This window comes from Allobosea sp. BH3, assembly GCF_025499465.1.
GTDB lineage: Bacteria > Pseudomonadota > Alphaproteobacteria > Rhizobiales > Beijerinckiaceae > Allobosea.
Map to the genome: position 1 here is coordinate 310,676 of NZ_JAIMCA010000002.1, position 15,451 is coordinate 326,126.

General features: G+C 68.0%; 16 protein-coding genes. 8 read left to right on the forward strand and 8 right to left on the reverse strand.

The genetic code is table 11. The annotated features are described in order from the left end of the window. Nucleotides 1-73: 73 nt before the first annotated feature. Nucleotides 74-226: a hypothetical protein gene (locus tag BoBH3_RS06450; protein WP_262329947.1), complete on the reverse strand. Its 153-nt coding sequence runs from the start codon at nt 224-226 to the stop codon at nt 74-76. A 152-nt stretch (nt 227-378) separates the two neighbouring features. Between BoBH3_RS06450 and BoBH3_RS06455 the strand changes: the two genes are divergently transcribed. Next, nucleotides 379-867 carry a pyridoxamine 5'-phosphate oxidase family protein gene (locus BoBH3_RS06455; RefSeq protein ID WP_262329948.1) on the forward strand — a complete coding sequence of 163 codons (489 nt, stop codon included), beginning with the start codon at nt 379-381 and terminating at the stop codon, nt 865-867. Nucleotides 868-962: 95 nt separating this feature from the next. Here BoBH3_RS06455 and BoBH3_RS06460 read toward each other — a convergent pair whose 3' ends face one another. From BoBH3_RS06460 to BoBH3_RS06475, 4 genes are all read right to left on the reverse strand, one after another. Then, nucleotides 963-1,655, reverse strand: a complete 693-nt coding sequence (locus tag BoBH3_RS06460; RefSeq protein ID WP_262329949.1) for a phosphatase PAP2 family protein — start codon at nt 1,653-1,655, stop codon at nt 963-965. After that, nucleotides 1,648-2,568: a diacylglycerol/lipid kinase family protein gene (locus BoBH3_RS06465; RefSeq protein ID WP_262329950.1), complete on the reverse strand. Its 921-nt coding sequence runs from the start codon at nt 2,566-2,568 to the stop codon at nt 1,648-1,650. The genes BoBH3_RS06460 and BoBH3_RS06465 overlap by 8 nt, the downstream gene beginning before the upstream one ends. A 54-nt stretch (nt 2,569-2,622) precedes the next feature. Further along, a complete protein-coding gene (locus BoBH3_RS06470; protein WP_262329951.1) occupies nt 2,623-3,510 on the reverse strand; it encodes a transglutaminase-like domain-containing protein in 888 nt (295 codons plus the stop codon). Between the two features lie 230 nt (nt 3,511-3,740). Continuing rightward, complete coding sequence (locus BoBH3_RS06475; RefSeq protein WP_316045089.1) at nt 3,741-4,115, reverse strand: PRC-barrel domain-containing protein; 375 nt, start codon at nt 4,113-4,115, stop codon at nt 3,741-3,743. A 270-nt stretch (nt 4,116-4,385) separates the two neighbouring features. On the opposite strand from BoBH3_RS06475, the gene BoBH3_RS06480 reads away from it, so the two are divergent. Continuing rightward, nucleotides 4,386-4,646, forward strand: a complete 261-nt coding sequence (locus BoBH3_RS06480) for a glycine zipper domain-containing protein (protein ID WP_262329952.1) — start codon at nt 4,386-4,388, stop codon at nt 4,644-4,646. Nucleotides 4,647-4,700: 54 nt separating this feature from the next. Here BoBH3_RS06480 and BoBH3_RS06485 read toward each other — a convergent pair whose 3' ends face one another. Beyond that, nucleotides 4,701-5,450, reverse strand: coding sequence for a UTRA domain-containing protein (locus BoBH3_RS06485; RefSeq protein WP_262329953.1), 750 nt, complete (start codon nt 5,448-5,450; stop codon nt 4,701-4,703). 8 nt (nt 5,451-5,458) lie between these two features. Next, nucleotides 5,459-6,823, reverse strand: a complete 1,365-nt coding sequence (locus tag BoBH3_RS06490) for a formimidoylglutamate deiminase (protein WP_262329954.1) — start codon at nt 6,821-6,823, stop codon at nt 5,459-5,461. 169 nt (nt 6,824-6,992) lie between these two features. Between BoBH3_RS06490 and hutI the strand changes: the two genes are divergently transcribed. The 5 genes from hutI (at nt 6,993) to BoBH3_RS06515 (ending at nt 12,893) form a co-directional block, all read left to right on the forward strand. Continuing rightward, nucleotides 6,993-8,159, forward strand: coding sequence for an imidazolonepropionase (gene hutI / locus BoBH3_RS06495; RefSeq protein ID WP_262330446.1), 1,167 nt, complete (start codon nt 6,993-6,995; stop codon nt 8,157-8,159). Further along, nucleotides 8,156-9,688, forward strand: coding sequence for a histidine ammonia-lyase (gene hutH / locus BoBH3_RS06500; protein WP_262329955.1), 1,533 nt, complete (start codon nt 8,156-8,158; stop codon nt 9,686-9,688). The genes hutI and hutH overlap by 4 nt, the downstream gene beginning before the upstream one ends. A 5-nt stretch (nt 9,689-9,693) precedes the next feature. Next, nucleotides 9,694-10,503, forward strand: coding sequence for an N-formylglutamate deformylase (hutG, locus tag BoBH3_RS06505; RefSeq protein ID WP_262329956.1), 810 nt, complete (start codon nt 9,694-9,696; stop codon nt 10,501-10,503). After that, nucleotides 10,500-12,167 (forward strand): urocanate hydratase, encoded by a 1,668-nt coding sequence (gene hutU / locus BoBH3_RS06510; protein ID WP_262329957.1) that lies wholly within the window; start codon nt 10,500-10,502, stop codon nt 12,165-12,167. Before hutG ends, hutU begins: the two co-directional genes overlap by 4 nt. Before the next feature lie 162 nt (nt 12,168-12,329). Continuing rightward, a complete protein-coding gene (locus BoBH3_RS06515; RefSeq protein WP_262329958.1) occupies nt 12,330-12,893 on the forward strand; it encodes a HutD/Ves family protein in 564 nt (187 codons plus the stop codon). Between the two features lie 110 nt (nt 12,894-13,003). On the opposite strand, the gene BoBH3_RS06520 is transcribed toward BoBH3_RS06515, so the two are convergent. Then, the gene (locus BoBH3_RS06520) at nt 13,004-14,083 is read right to left on the reverse strand and encodes a citrate synthase/methylcitrate synthase (protein ID WP_262329959.1); all 1,080 of its coding nucleotides are present in this window, start codon (nt 14,081-14,083) and stop codon (nt 13,004-13,006) included. 86 nt (nt 14,084-14,169) lie between these two features. Here BoBH3_RS06520 and BoBH3_RS06525 point away from each other — a divergent pair, with 86 nt between their 5' ends. Then, nucleotides 14,170-15,309 carry a citrate synthase family protein gene (locus BoBH3_RS06525; RefSeq protein WP_262329960.1) on the forward strand — a complete coding sequence of 380 codons (1,140 nt, stop codon included), beginning with the start codon at nt 14,170-14,172 and terminating at the stop codon, nt 15,307-15,309. The last annotated feature ends 142 nt before the right edge of the window (nt 15,310-15,451 follow it).

Here is a 15,451-nt window from a genome sequence, read left to right on the forward strand (position 1 = left end):
TCGGACAGCGCGCGATAACGGTGATCTAGCTCATTGTTGCCGCATCGGATTGATCCGATGCTATCGTCGGCGCTCACTTCTCCTTGATGGAAAGCCCGTTCTTGCCGACAGAAATCTCGACGCCGTCCGGCTGCTTCTTCTCCTCGTAGAGCGCATAGCTGGTGACAGCGAGGCCTGCGACGAGAATAATGACAATGGCGACGAGCAGATTGCGCGATGCGAGCATAAGGTGTCCCCCAACAGCCGACAGGTTGCGGCGCCGGTCTAACGCGTTCCGCCCTGCAAGGTTCCGCGGACGAGCCCAAGGATCGCCGGATGGAACTGCCGCCGTCGTCACTGACTTTCTGAGGTCGAACGTCACGCGAGCAGGAGGTTGCCATGGCCGAAACCGAATTGCAGGAGCGCATCTGGACGGCGCTCGCCGCGCATCCGGTCTACATGGTCTCGCTCATCGCCGGGGACGGCATCAGGACGCGGCCGATGGCGGGGGAGATCGACCGGGAGCGCCACCGCATCCTGTTCGTCACGCATCGCCATACCGGCATCATCGGCGAAGCGCTGCGCTCGCCGACGGTTTCCATCGCGCTCAGCCACGAGGACCGCAACTTCTACGCAGCCGTGACCTGCTCCGCCTCCGAGATCCACGATCATGAGCTGCTGCGGCAGATCTGGACGCCGATGGCCAACGCCTGGTTCCCGAACGGGCCGGACGACCCCGACGCGACGCTGCTGGCCCTGACGCCAGTCTCCGCCGAAATCTGGGACGGGCCATCGAGCAGTGTGCTCGTCGCCTTCAAGCTGGCGACGGCCCGCATCCTCGGCCGGACGCCGGACCTGGGAGTCAACGCCACGATCGATATGCGCTAGCTCGCCCTGCGTCCTGTTGGACGCAAAGTGGCGATCTAGCCTTGTTCAAGCATCCGATTTTCCGAAAATTGGAAGCCACTTTTCGGTCCGATGCTTCAGGCCGGGTCGGACTCCGCCATCTTCCGACCGAGCCAGGCTATGGCGATGCTCGACCAGGCGATGCCGAGGCACCAGCCCCCGATCACATCCGTTGGCCAATGGACGCCGAGATAGATCCGGCTTAGCCCGATCAGCACGATCATCACCCAGGCCAGCACGAGGCAGAGCCGGGCGATATCCTGCCGCCGCGAGGCAAGCCCGACGAAGCCCGCGATGCAGAGCAGCGTCACGGCCGAAAGAAAAGCGTGACCGCTGGGGAAGCTCGCCGTGAAGGTCAGCGCCGTATGGGCGACGATATCCGGACGCTCGCGCCCGATCGCGATCTTGAGGCCGGTGCTGACGGCGAGCGCCGCAAGGACGCTGATAACCAGGCCGATCGCCAGATGGCGATAGCCGCAGAGCCAGAGCGAGAGCGTCGCGGCCGTCGTCATGAAGAACAGCCCGACGAAGCTGCCGAGCGCCGTCATGTCCCGAACCGCCTCGTGCAACCAGCTCGGGCCCAGCGGCACCGAAGGGTCGGCCGGATCGCGCAACAGGAAAATCAGGGTGCGGTCGAAGGCGAAGCTGTGGCCTGAAGCGATGAGGGCGGCGAGCCCGAGAAAGGCCAGCGCCGCCGCGACCGGCACGAAAACGCGCGGCTGCCGCCATGCCGGCATCGGCTCGGCCCAGGCTCGCATGGTCTCAGGCATGGTGGCTCCCATTGTCGAGGCTCGGCGGCCGGGCGGCGATCACGTTCAAGGCCCGCGGTAGCAGACCATAGGCCAAGGGCCCGGCCTTTCTGGCGACTTCGCCGTCGAAGGTGATGTGCCCGCGCCGCTTGTCCCGCCGATTCAACGTCACCGCGTCGCCGGTGAAGGAGCTGAGGTTCGTCGACGAGCGCCACATCCCCGAGGCGACCGAAAGCGCCGCCTTGCCGCGTGAATAGAGCCCCCCGGCATTCAGCACATGCACCTCGAAGACGCCACCGTCGAGCCGGTCCCGCCGCCATTCGGCGCCATTGAAACGGTTGACGGTGACGAGCACCGCATCGGCCTCGACGACATGGCTCGCGGCGCCGACCGCGATGTCGACGGTGATGGAGCGGGTGAAGAGGATGGAGCGTGTAGCGGCGATGCCGAAGGCCGCCGCGCGGCTGAAGGGAAAGCGCCTGCGTGCCTGTTCCCGCTCGCGTGCCATCAGGCTGAAGAAGCCCATCCCCGAGAGAGAATGAAACAGCCGGCCGTCGACGCGGCCGACATCCATCGCCACCGGCTCGCCCTGGCAGAGCGCCGCGACCTGCTGCTCCAGTGAGCCCATGAGGCCGAGATCGCGGCCGAGAACATTGACCGTGCCCATCGGCAGAATGCCGACTGGCCGGCCAGCCTGAATCAATATGGGGAGGACGCCGTTGATCGTGCCGTCGCCGCCGGCGATGACCGGCGTGGCATCGCCCTCCTCGATCGCCTTGGACAGCGCCCCCGAGATCTCGCGCGGCGGCACGAGACGGACATCCGCGAAACAGCCCTCGTCGGCGAAAGCCGCCGCGAGCCGCTTGGCAAAGACATCGGCTCCGGCTTCGAGGACGGTTCCGGCGCGCGCGTTGACGACGACGGTGTAACGCATGGTGCTGGCGAAGATAGGTGCCCGACCTCCCGGCGCAAGAGCGCCGAAGCCGGTTCAGGCAGCGGCGGGGTGCGAATTGAACTGCTCCGGCACACGCGGCATCAGCGGCATCGGCACGTCCTCGATCTCCTCGGTGATGACCTCGAAGCGCTGGATCGTGTGGGTTCCGAAGGAGCTGACCATCGCCACGTCCGTGGCATCGCGCCCACGGGCGATCACGACACGCCCGATGCGCGGCTCGTTGTGACGGGCATCGAAAGTGTACCAACGACCGCCGAGGAAGACCTCGAACCAGGCGTTGAAATCCATCGGCGCAGGGTTCAGCGGCACGCCGATGTCGCCGAGATAGCCGTTGCAGTAGCGCGCCGGGATGTTCATGCAGCGGCAGAGCGCGATGGCCAGATGAGCGAAGTCGCGGCAGACGCCGACACGCTCGTCGAAGGCTTCGGCGGCGGTGCGCGTATTGCGCGCGTAATGATAGCCGAAGGTCAGGTGGTTGTGGACGAAGTCGACGATCGCCTGCACGCGCGCCCAGCCCGGCGCGGTGCCGCCGAACAGCCTCCAGGCCTGATCGTTGAGCCGGTCGGTTTCGCAGTAGCGGCTGCCCAGCAGGAAGGCGAGTGCCTCGTCCGGCAGGCGTGAGGGCGCAACCTCCCGCGCCGCGGGATTGACCACATCCGGCTCCCCGGAATCGTGGACGACACCTTCGGATTCCAGGCGAATTCCGCCGGGCGGCGCGACCATGCGCCGGCAGATATTTCCAAAGGCATCGAGATGCTGGCTGACGCGGATCGACAATGCAGGGTCCGCGAGCGCACTGACCTTCATCTCATCGGGCATCGTCAGATCGTGGCGACGCGACGGGTGGACATCGAGCAGCGTCACCAGCGGCATCTCATGGGCGCAGACCAGCTCGATACGGTAGCCGTAACGGATGCGCATCGCGTTCTCCTGATGTGAGAAACTGCCGTCCGGCGGAAGCCACCTGCGGCCTGTCGGGCATCTGCCCCTGCCGAGGAGACGCGTGAAACCCGTTTCCGGTTCCGAGGCGAGGAAAAAGAAAGCGGGCCTCAGGCCCAAAAAAGAAGATGCGGGCCTTTCGGCCCGCATCCCGCCGTCACGACGGTTCGGCTGGGGGGATAGCAACCGCCGCGACTTGCGCCCGGAAGCCGCTACATCATCCAGTAGGGCATGGTTCCGTAGTAATCATGGACCCGCTTGCCGTAAGCCTTGTCCTCCCAGTCGGGCTCGCCTTCGCTGTCGTACATCGGCGCAGCCTCGAGCTTCTCCCGCGTCAGCGGCACGACATAGCCGGCACGCTGCGGGTCGTAATCGAGCACGCTCCAGGGGATCGGATGGTATTTCTCCCCGAGCCCGAGGAAGCCCCCGAAGGACATGATGGCGTAGGCGACCTTCCCGCTCTGCTTGTCGAGCATCACGTCGTAGATCTCGCCGAGATGCTCGCCTGAGGCGTTGTACACGTCCGTACCCGCAACGCGCGCGCCGGCAATCAGAGGGTTGGAAGAAGTCGTGGTGGTCATAGCCATATCTGGCCCTCCCGTTCTTAAGGCTGGTCAGGTGCGCCGAGTGAGCGGCGCGAAGAAACGCACAGCCACAACGTCTCGTGGAACCGGAAGGTTCCCATGCGGATCGAAGGATTTCTCGGAAATTTGCAGACCCGGCTCAACCCTCTCTCGTGTGCGGGAAGCGCGGGTGAATCCGCCAGCGGAGACGCTACCGAGGAACCTTTGCGAGGCGGAAGGGGTTCCTGTCGCGATCGACACATCGCTCTTGTTGAACGAGGAGGAGCAACTCCAATGAAAAAAATCATGGTCATCGCCGCCATTGCCGCCGCTCTCGGAGCCTGCACCCCCCGCGAGCAGAACGCCGCCACGGGTGGGGTGATCGGCGCCGGCGCCGGCGCTCTCATCGGCGGCGCAGCGACCGGCCGGGCCGGAGGGGCGCTGGCGGGCGCGGCTATCGGCGGCGCCAGCGGAGCGATCATCGGCAGCGCGGCCACGCCGCAGACCTGCTACGGCCGCGACGAATGGGGCCGCCGAGTCGCCTACGCCTGCTGAACGGCAACAAGCGCCGAACGACCGAGGCCCGCCTTCATGGCGGGCCTTTTCTGTTCAGACCCGGCCGTAGGGGCCGAAGCGGCCGACGAAGCGGTGGCGGGAGCCTGGATGGAGCAGCCGCACCGCCGTCACCGGCTGCGACTGGTTCCAGGTGCGGCGCTCGACCAGCAGGCACGGCTCGCCCTCCGTGATCTCGAGCAGCGCCGCCTCCGCCGCGCCCGCCCCGACGGCGCTGATCGCATGCTCGGCCTGTGACCAGAGGCTGTGTTCCAGCAGCCAGTCACCGGGCGGCGTCACGGCGAAATCCTCGTCCTCCAGTCCCGGCGCTCCCGCCGCGTGGATGATGCGCTCCTCCAGCACATGCGGCTTGCCGTCCGCCCGGTGCAGCACCACGAGATGCGCCACCTTCTCCCAGCGCTTGATCCCGAAACGCTCCGCCACGTCCGGCGCAGGCCGGCCGTCGCTGCGCGACAGGACCTTGTAGGCATAGTCCTGGCCGAGCCCGCGCACCTCCTCGGGGATCGAGAGGATGTCGAACATGGCGTGGCTGGCCGGGGGGCTGGCGACGATGGTGCCCGAGCGCCGGCGACGGGTGATGAGCCCTTCGCGGGCGAGTTGCACGAGCGCGCGGTGCACGGTCATCCGCGAAGCGCCGAGCTGCTCCATCAGCGCGTGCTCCGGCGGCACGCTCGTGCCCGGCGGCCAGCTGCCGCTGACCACCAGATCGCGGATCGCGCGCCGGATCTGGTCGTAGACCGGCCCGGCTCCGTCCAGCTTCACCGCGTCGAGCCGGCTGTCCGTCATCGTCGTTCCTAAGCCGCCAGCAGGCGGCGCATCACGCCGGAAAAGCGCGCCCTGACCGAATCGCGGGCGATATGCCGGCCTTCCGCCACCACTCTCCTGCCACCGACCACGACATCGCGCAAAGGCAGCGCATTGGCGGCGAAGATCGCGCTGTCGATAGCCTCGGCGCCGCTCCTGCCGACGAGGGCGGGATGGTCGGTGTCGAGCGTGATGAAATCGGCCCGGCAGCCGGGCGCGATGCGGCCGATGGCCCGGCCACAGGCCTGCGCCCCGCCGGCACAGGCCGCCTGCCAGAGCGCAAGCCCCGTCGAGGCCTCACCCTCGGCGAAGAGCGCGCGGCGGCGGTCACGCAGGCGCTGCGAATATTCGAGCTGGCGCAATTCGGCGCCCGCATCGATCTGGATGTTGGAATCACTGCCGACGCCGAAGGCACCACCGGCCGCGCGATAACGCACGCCGTCGAAGATGCCGTCGCCAAGGCTGGACTCGGTAATCGGGCAAAGCCCCGCCACCGCGCCGCTGCGGGCGATGCCGTCCCGCTCCGCGTCAGTCAGATGCGTCGCATGGATCAGGCACCAGCGCCGGTCGAGCGCGCCCGTGTCGATCAGCAATTCCACCGGCCGCCGGCCCGTGATCTTCAGGCTGGCCTCGACTTCGGGCACCTGCTCGGCGACGTGGATATGGATGGGATCGTCCGGCCTCAAAGCCGCCAACCAGCCGAGATCATCGAGCGCGACCGCACGCAGCGAATGCGGCGCGACCCCGAGGCGTGCATCCGGCAGGGAGCGGATCGCGGCGGCGCTGCCCTCCAGCAACCGCAGATAGGCGTCGCGGTCATTGACGAAGCGGCGCTGGCCATGGACCGAGGGTGCCTGCCCGAAATTGCCGAAGCGATAGAGCACCGGCAGGAGGGTCAGGCCGAGGCCGGTCTCATCCGCCGCCGCGGCAACAGCCTCTCCCATCCGTGCGATGTTCGCGTAAGGACGGCCGTCCTTGTCGTGATGGAGATAGTGGAACTCGGCGAGAGCCGTGAAGCCGCCCTCCAGCATCTCGACGAAGGCCTGCGCGGCGATGGCCTGCACATCCTCGGGGTCGAGCCGGTCGAGGAAGCGGTACATCACCTCGCGCCAGGTCCAGAAGGAATCCTCCGGCGCGCCCCGACGCTCGGAGAGCCCCGCCATGCCGCGCTGGAAGGCGTGGCTGTGCAGGTTCGGCATGCCGGGCAGCGCAAGCCCCTTGAAGCTGGCCTGGCCCGGGGCCGGCGCAGCGCCCGTCTCGACAGCGGTGACGACGCCCTGCCCGATGGTCAGCGTCACATTGCTGGCGAAGCCTTCCGGCAAAAGGGCCTCGGCCAGATGCAGGGTCTCGGTCACCGGCTTGCTCCGTCGTTCAATTGCATATGCAAATAGAGGCTTGCCATTTGCATATGCAATTAGATAGCATATTCGCAACGGAAGAATAGCGGGAGGGCGCTGGGTGTCGAAGGCTCAAGGCGAGACGCTGCTCTGCGACAGGCTCTGGACAAATGCCCGGCTGGCGACGATGGCGCCCGGCAGCGAGGTGCCCTATGGCGCGGTCGAGGATGGCGTGATCGCGGCGCGGGACGGGCGCATCATCTATGCCGGACCGCGCAGCGAGGCTCCCGCCTTCAAAGCCGCGCAGACCGTCGATTGCGAAGAGCGCTGGATCACACCCGGGCTGATCGACTGCCACACCCATCTCGTCTACGGCGGCGACCGCGCCCACGAGTTCGAACTGCGGCTGCAGGGCGCGACCTATGAAGAGATCGCGCGCGCTGGCGGCGGCATCCTCTCCTCGGTGAAGGCGACGCGCGCAGCGAGCGAGGACGAGCTCTTCGCCTCGGCCGACCGGCGCCTGCGTGAACTCACCCGCGAAGGTGTCACCACCGTCGAAATCAAGTCCGGCTACGGGCTCGATACCGAGAGCGAGACCAAGGTGCTGCGCGTGGCGCGCCGTATCGGCCGCGAGCGCGACGTCACGGCCCGGACCACCTTCCTCGGCGCCCATGCGGTGCCGCCCGAATACAAGGGGCGCTCGGGAGACTATGCGGCGCTGGTCGCCGGGCCGATGCTCGATGCCGTCGCGGCAGAAGGATTGGCCGACGCGGTCGACGTGTTCTGCGAAGGCATCGCCTTCTCGCCGGAGGAGACGCGGCTGGTGTTCGAGGCCGCGAAAGCCAAGGGGCTTGCGATCAAGATCCATGCCGAGCAGCTCTCCAATCTCGGCGGTGCGAAGCTGGCGGCCGAGATGGGCGCGCTTTCGGCCGACCATCTCGAGCATCTCGACGAGGCCGGCGTAGCGGCGATGGCGAAGGCCGGGACGGCCGCGGTCGTGCTGCCCGGCGCCTTCTACTTCCTGCGCGAGACGGTGAAGCCGCCGATCGATCTCCTGCGCAAGCATGGCGTGCCGATCGCGCTCGCCACCGACGCCAACCCCGGGACATCTCCCCTCACCTCGCCGCTGATGACGCTCAACATGGCCTGTACGCTCTTCCGCCTGACACCGGAGGAAGCGCTGGCCGGGATGACGCGCAACGCCGCGAAAGCGCTCGGCCTTCAGGACGAAACCGGCACGCTCGAAGCCGGGAAGGCCTGCGACCTCGCGATCTGGGAGATCGAACGCCCGGCCGAGCTCGCCTACCGCATCGGCTTCAACCCGCTTCACACCCGCATCCGGAACGGACAATGACCACGGTTTCGCTGAACCCGGGCGCAGCCCATCTCACCGACTGGCGCGCCATCCTTGACGGCGCCTCCGCCGCGCTCGCCGGCGACAGCGCCCGCAGCATCGCGGCCGGGCAGCAGATCGTCGAGGACATCGTCTCGGCCGGCACCGTGACCTACGGCGTCAACACCGGCTTCGGCAAGCTCGCCAGCGTGCGCATCGCCGATGCCGATCTCGCCTTGCTCCAGCGCAACCTGATCCTGTCCCATGCGGTCGGCACCGGCCCTGCCTTGCCCGATGGTGTGGTGCGGCTCCTGCTCGCGATGAAGGCAGCGAGCCTGGCGCGCGGCGCTTCCGGCGTGCGGCCGGCTGTGATCGAAGCACTGACCGGAGCGCTCAAGGCCGACGCCCTGCCGGTGATCCCCGCTAAGGGGTCGGTCGGTGCCTCCGGCGATCTCGCGCCGCTCGCCCATATGACGGCCGCGCTGATGGGCTTCGGCGAGATCAGGCTCAAGGGCGAGACGCTGCCAGCCACTGAGGTCCTGCAGCGCACGGGCATCGAGCCGCTGGCGCTCGGCGCCAAGGAGGGGCTTGCTCTCATCAACGGCACCCAGGTCTCGACCACGCTGGCGCTCACCGGCCTTGCCTCCATCGCCCGCGTCTTCGACGCGGCGCTGGTGGCCGGCGCGCTCTCGGTCGACGCGCTGAAGGGCTCCGACACGCCCTTCGACCCGCGCATCCAGAGCCTGCGCGGCCAGCCGGGCCAGATCCGCGTCGCCAAGACCCTGCTCGACCTCATCGCCGGCAGCGCCATCCGCGAGAGCCACCGCCATGGCGACAGCAAGGTGCAGGATCCCTATTCGCTGCGCTGCCAGCCGCAGGTGATGGGCGCGGTGCACGGCCTTCTCGACACCGTCGCGACGACACTTGCCATCGAGGCCAATGCCGTCACCGACAACCCACTGGTGCTGGGGCCAGGCGAGATCGTCTCGGGCGGCAATTTCCACGCGGAGCCCGTCGCCTTCGCCGCCGACATGCTGGCGATAGGCGTCTGCGAGATCGGCAACCTCTCCGAGCGCCGCATGGCGCTGCTGGTCGACCCCGTGATGAGCGGGCTGCCTCCCTTCCTCGCCCGCGATGCCGGGCTGAACTCCGGCTTCATGATCGCGCAGGTCACGGCCGCGGCGCTGGCTTCGGAGAACAAGCAGAAGGCCTATCCGGCCTCGGTCGACACCATCCCCACTTCCGCCAACCAGGAAGACCATGTCTCGATGGCGACACATGGCGCCTTCCGGCTGATCGACATGGCGCGCAACGCCGCGAGCATCATCGGCATCGAGCTGATGGCGGCGGCGGAAGCCATCGAGCATCACCGGCCGCTGAAGACCAGCGCGCGGCTGGAGCCGGTGCTCGCGCTGCTGCGCGGCAAGATCGCGCCGTTGACCGAGGACCGCTACCTCGCGCCCGATCTCGCGGCGGCAACGGAACTCGTGCTCTCCGGGGCTGTCGGCGAAGCCGCGGGACTGGATTCTTTTGCTGAGTTCGGGGCGTAAGCGGCATGACCACCAACACCGTCAGCGTCACCCGCGGCAGCTCCCCGCTCATCCTCTCCATGCCGCATCCCGGCACCGGCCTGCCACCTGAGATCGCGGCGGCGCTGAACGAGCGCGGGCGGCTGGTCGAGGATACCGACTGGCATATGCGCCAGCTCTATGGCTTCACCGAGCGCCTCGCGCCGACGGTCGTCGAGGCGCAGCTTTCGCGCTTCGTCATCGACCTCAACCGCGACCCGTCCGGCGTCTCGCTCTATCCGGGGCAGGCGACGACCGAGCTGGTGCCGACGACGACCTTCGACGGCGCGCCGATCTGGCAGGCCACGCTGGACGGAGCCGAGATCGAGCGGCGCAAGGCCGCCTATTTCCAGCCCTATCACGACGCGCTTTCCGCCGAGATCGCGCGGGTGAAGGGAGAGCACGGCTATTGCGTGCTGTGGGACTGCCACTCGATCAAGTCGGTGATCCCGCGGCTCTTCGCCGGCACGCTGCCGACGCTCAACCTCGGCACCAACTCCGGTGCGAGCTGCGCTCCGAGCGTGGAGGCTGCAGCCATCGCCGCCATGGCCGGACAGCCTCTGACGCAGATCGCGAATGGCCGCTTCAAGGGCGGCTGGATCACCCGGCATTACGGGCGCCCCTCGGAGCATGTTCACGCTCTCCAGATGGAGATCGCGCTTTCCGCCTATCTCGCTGACGAGACCGCGCCTTGGGCCTTCGACGCGCCGAAAGCCACCCAGCTCCAGTCCGCCCTCTCCGCCATCATCGAAGCCGCGCTCGGCGCGGCCGCCGCTTTCGAACGGAGCCGCTCATGACCCGCCTCGACAACACCCGCACCATCCGCGCCGCGACCGGCACCGAGCTTTCGGCCAAGAGCTGGCTGACGGAAGCCCCGCTGCGCATGCTGATGAACAATCTCGATCCGAACGTCGCCGAGAACCCGCATGAGCTCGTGGTCTATGGCGGCATCGGACGCGCCGCGCGCTCTTGGGAGGATTTCGACCGCATCGTCTCGGCGCTGCGCGCGCTCGAGGCCGACGAGACACTGCTCGTCCAGTCCGGCAAGCCGGTCGGCGTCTTCCGTACGCATAAGGACGCGCCGCGGGTCCTGATCGCAAACTCCAATCTCGTCCCCCACTGGGCCAATTGGGACCATTTCAACGAGCTCGATAAGAAGGGGCTCGCGATGTACGGCCAGATGACGGCCGGCTCCTGGATCTATATCGGCACGCAAGGCATCGTGCAGGGCACCTACGAGACCTTCGTCGAAGCCGGGCGCCAGCATTATGGCGGCAGTCTCAAGGGCAAGTGGGTGCTGACCGGCGGGCTCGGCGGCATGGGCGGCGCGCAGCCGCTTGCGGCAGTCATGGCCGGCGCCTCCTGCCTCGCCGTCGAGTGCAATCCCGAGTCGATCGAATTCCGCCTGCGCACCCGCTATCTCGACGAGAAGGCGGCGACGCTCGACGAGGCGCTCGAGATGATCGACCGCTGGACCAAGGCCGGCGAGGCGAAGTCGGTCGGTCTGCTCGGCAACTGTGCCGAGATCCTGCCCGAGATGGTCCGCCGCGGCATCCGCCCCGACATGGTCACCGACCAGACCTCGGCCCATGACCCGGTCAACGGCTACCTTCCCAAGGGCTGGACGCTCGGCGAATGGCGCCAGCGCCGCGAGGGCAATCCGAAGGCCGTGGAACAGGCGGCGCGGGCCTCGATGCGCGAGCATGTCGAGGCGATGATCGCCTTCCAGGACATGGGCGTGCCCACCTTCGACTACGGCAACAACATCCGGCAGGTTGCCAAGGACGAGGGGCTGGAGAACGCCTTCGCCTTTCCGGGCTTCGTGCCGGCCTATATCCGCCCGCTGTTCTGCCGCGGCATCGGCCCGTTCCGCTGGGCAGCCCTCTCGGGCGACCCGGAGGACATCTACAAGACCGACGCCAAGGTGAAGGAACTGACGCCCGGCAACACGCATCTGCACAACTGGCTCGACATGGCGCGCGAGCGCATCGCCTTCCAGGGCCTGCCGGCGCGCATCTGCTGGGTCGGCCTCGGCGACCGCCATCGGCTCGGACTCGCCTTCAACGAGATGGTGGCGAAGGGCGAACTCAAGGCTCCTGTCGTGATCGGCCGCGACCATCTCGATTCAGGCTCGGTCGCCTCGCCCAACCGTGAGACGGAAGCGATGAAGGACGGCTCCGACGCGGTGTCCGACTGGCCGCTGCTCAATGCGCTCCTCAACACGGCTTCCGGCGCGACCTGGGTCTCGCTGCATCATGGCGGCGGCGTCGGCATGGGCTTCTCACAGCATTCCGGCGTCGTGATCTGCGCCGACGGCACCGAGGATGCGGCCGCCCGCCTCGGCCGCGTGCTCTGGAACGATCCGGCGACCGGCGTGATGCGCCATGCCGATGCCGGCTACGAGATCGCGCAGGATTGCGCCCGCGAGAAGGGGCTCAATCTGCCGGGTATTCTGGGCTGAGCCTTCGTGTCATTCCGGGGCTCCGCGCAGCGGAGAACCCGGAACCCACGACTGGGCGAATCTTGTCCGACCACGACGTTCTACCCAGTCGTGGGTTCCGGGTTCGCCCTTCGGGCGCCCCGGAATGACAAAGCTAGCCGCCTGAATTCAAAGGACCGTTCCATGCGCATTATCCGCGCCGCCGATTGCAAGGTCATGCCGTGGAAGAACGGCGGCGGCACCACGACCGAAATCGCGGTTTTTCCAGAGGGAGCCCCCCTGAGCGATTTCGCCTGGCGCATCTCGATGGCTCATGTGGGCGCAGACGGGCCGTTCTCGTCCTTTCCCGGCATCGACCGGACGCTCTCGGTGCTGACCGGAAACGGCATCCGCCTTGCGTTCGGGGACGGCGAGACGGTGGCACTGGACCGTGCGACCGCGCCGTTCTTCTTCGCCGCCGACCGGGCAGTGGACGGGCAGCTGGTCGACGGGCCGATCGACGACCTCAATGTGATGAGCCGGCGCGGGGCGTGGAGCCATAGCGTTGAACGGATTTCGGGCGGTGGGTCGCGCGAGATCAACGTCGAACAGGGTGTGCTGGTTCTGGTGGCGCGCCACGGAGACTGGCAGGTCGATGGCACCGCTCTGGCTGCGGGGGACAGCGTGATCCTCCCTGCCCCTGCGACCGTCGCGCTGCGTGCCGAAAGCGGCGGCGAACTCTTCGCGATCCGGCTGCAGGCCGCCTGAGTTGCCGCCATTCTCGGGCGGAGCAAAGCTCCGACCCGAGAATCTCATGACCAGAAGGCGCTGGTTTGCGAGATGCTCGGGTCAAGCCCGAGCATGACGCCCTTCTTTCCTCAAGCCGCCTGGCGCGGTTGCGGGCCGACATAGACCGATTGCGGGCGGATCAGCTTGCCGCCGGCGATCTGCTCATGGGCATGGGCGAGCCAACCTACCGTGCGGCCGAGCGCGAAGACGCAGGTGAAGGAATCGGGCGTGAAGCCGAGCGCTTCCAGCAGCAGCGCCGTGTAGAACTCGACATTCGTCTCCAGCGTCCGGTTGGGCTTGCGCTCGCGCAGGATGGCGAGCGCCGCCTGCTCGACGGCCTCGGCCAGCGCCAGCCGGCCGCCATCGGGGCCGAGCCGGCGGATCGCGCCTTTCAGCGCATCGGCGCGCGGATCGCGCACGCGATACACGCGGTGTCCGAAGCCCATCAAACGGTCGCCGCGATCGAGCGCAGCTTCGAGCCAGGTGCGCGCATTCGCCGGGCTGCCGATAGCGTCGAGCATCTCGATCACCGGCCCGGGCGCGCCGCCATGGAGCGGCCCTTTCAGCGCGCTGATGCCGGCGAGCACTGCAGAGACGAGACCGGCGCGGGTCGAGGCGACGACGCGGGCGGCGAAGGTCGAAGCGTTGAGGCCGTGATCGGCGACCGTCACGAGATAGGTGTCGAGCGCTGCTGCCTGCGCTTGCGTCGGCGCGACGCCCGTCAGCATGCGCAGCATGTCGGCCGCCTGCGGCAGAGCCGGATCGGGTGCGACCGGCGCAAGTCCCTGCCGCAAGCGCAGGGCCGCGGGCGTGAAGACGGCGGGCGCCGCCAGAAGCCGCAACGCCGCACCAGCATCCTCGCCATCGGGAATCAGGGCAGTCATCGCCCGCACCATCTCGACCGGGCCGAGCTTGGCTGGCAGCGCCGCCTTGACGACGACCGTGTCGAACAGTTCGCGGCGCGCGGCACCGAGCGCTGCCGGCAGGTCCTTCGCCGCGGGCAGGTCCGGCACGAAGCCGTCCAGCATCAGCGCCACCATCTGCTCGAAAGACGTGTGTCCCGCGAGTTCATCCAGGCTGTGACCGCGGATCACCAGCCGGCCGGCCGCTCCATCGACGTCCGAGAGGACGGTGTGGGCGGCAACGACATTCTCAAGGCCATCGGACATGGCTCTGTCTCCTCATCATGAATGGCTTGAGGATCGGGAGCTTCATCGCTAGAATCAATCTTGAACAATATAATCAATGTATTTCGATGAGCGACTGGCTGACGGCGCAACAGGTGATGCAACGGCTCGGGCTGAAGCCGCAGACGCTCTACGCCTATGTCAGCCGCGGGCTGATCGAGGCGCGCGGCGACGCCGACGATTCACGCCGGCGGCTCTACCGGGCCGAGGATGTGGCGCGGCTGGAGCATCGCAAGGCGCGGGGGCGAAAGCCGGCTGCCATCGCCGAGGATGCGATCGCGTTCGGCGAGCCGATCCTGGCCTCGGGCATCGCCACGATCCAGCGCGGCAAGCTCTGGTATCGCGGGCAGGATGCCGAGAAGCTCGCCGAGACGGCGAAATTGGAGGATGTCGCGCGGCTGCTGTGGGATTGCGGCTCGCAGCGCTTTCCGCCGCTGTTCACGATCGTGCCGGAAGCGCCCGCCCGGCAGCGCATGTTCGCCGTGATCGCCGCGCGCGCTGCCAGCGACCCCGCCATGGCCGGGCGGACGAAGAAGGCGCTTTATCTCGAAGCGGCTTCCGTCATCGACGCGCTGGTCGATGCCACCGCCGGGCGGCCGGGCCAGGGGCCGATTCATCACCGGTTGGCGCAGGCCTGGGGCTGCGACGCACGCGGGGCCGACCTGATCCGCCGCGCACTCGTGCTGCTGGCGGACCATGAACTCAATGCATCGACCTTCGCGGTCCGGGTCGCGGCCTCGACGCGCGCCTCGCTCGCAGCCTGCGTGCTGGCCGGGCTCGCGACACTGTCGGGGCCGCTGCATGGCGGGATGACCCCGCGCGTGCTCGGGCTGATGCGCGAGATCGCGAGCGAGGGCGTGGAGATGGCAGTCTCCGCCCGGCTTGCGACCGGCATGCCCCTGCCGGGCTTCGGCCACCCGCTCTATCCGGATGGCGATCCGCGGGCACGCGCGCTGCTGACCGCTTTCACGCTGCCGCCGGCCTATGAGGAGACGCGCCGGGCGGTCACGGCGCTGACCGGCGAGGAGCCGAATATCGACTTCCTGCTGACGGCGATCGCCAGCGAACTCGGGCTCGCGGCGGATGTGCCCTTCCAGCTCTTTGCCGCCGCGCGCTGTGCCGGCTGGATCGCCCACGCGCTGGAGCAGGGAGAGACCGGACGGCTGATCCGGCCTCGCGCCCGCTATGTCGGGCCGGAGCCAACTTAAGCCGTCTAGGAACCGCCCTTGTCATTCCGGGGCTTCGCGCAGCGAAGAACCCGGAACCCACGACCGGGTGCGTCGCCGGCAACCAGACATCACAGGCGTCACCCCGTCGTGGGTTCCGGGTTCGCGCCTGCGGCGCGCCCCG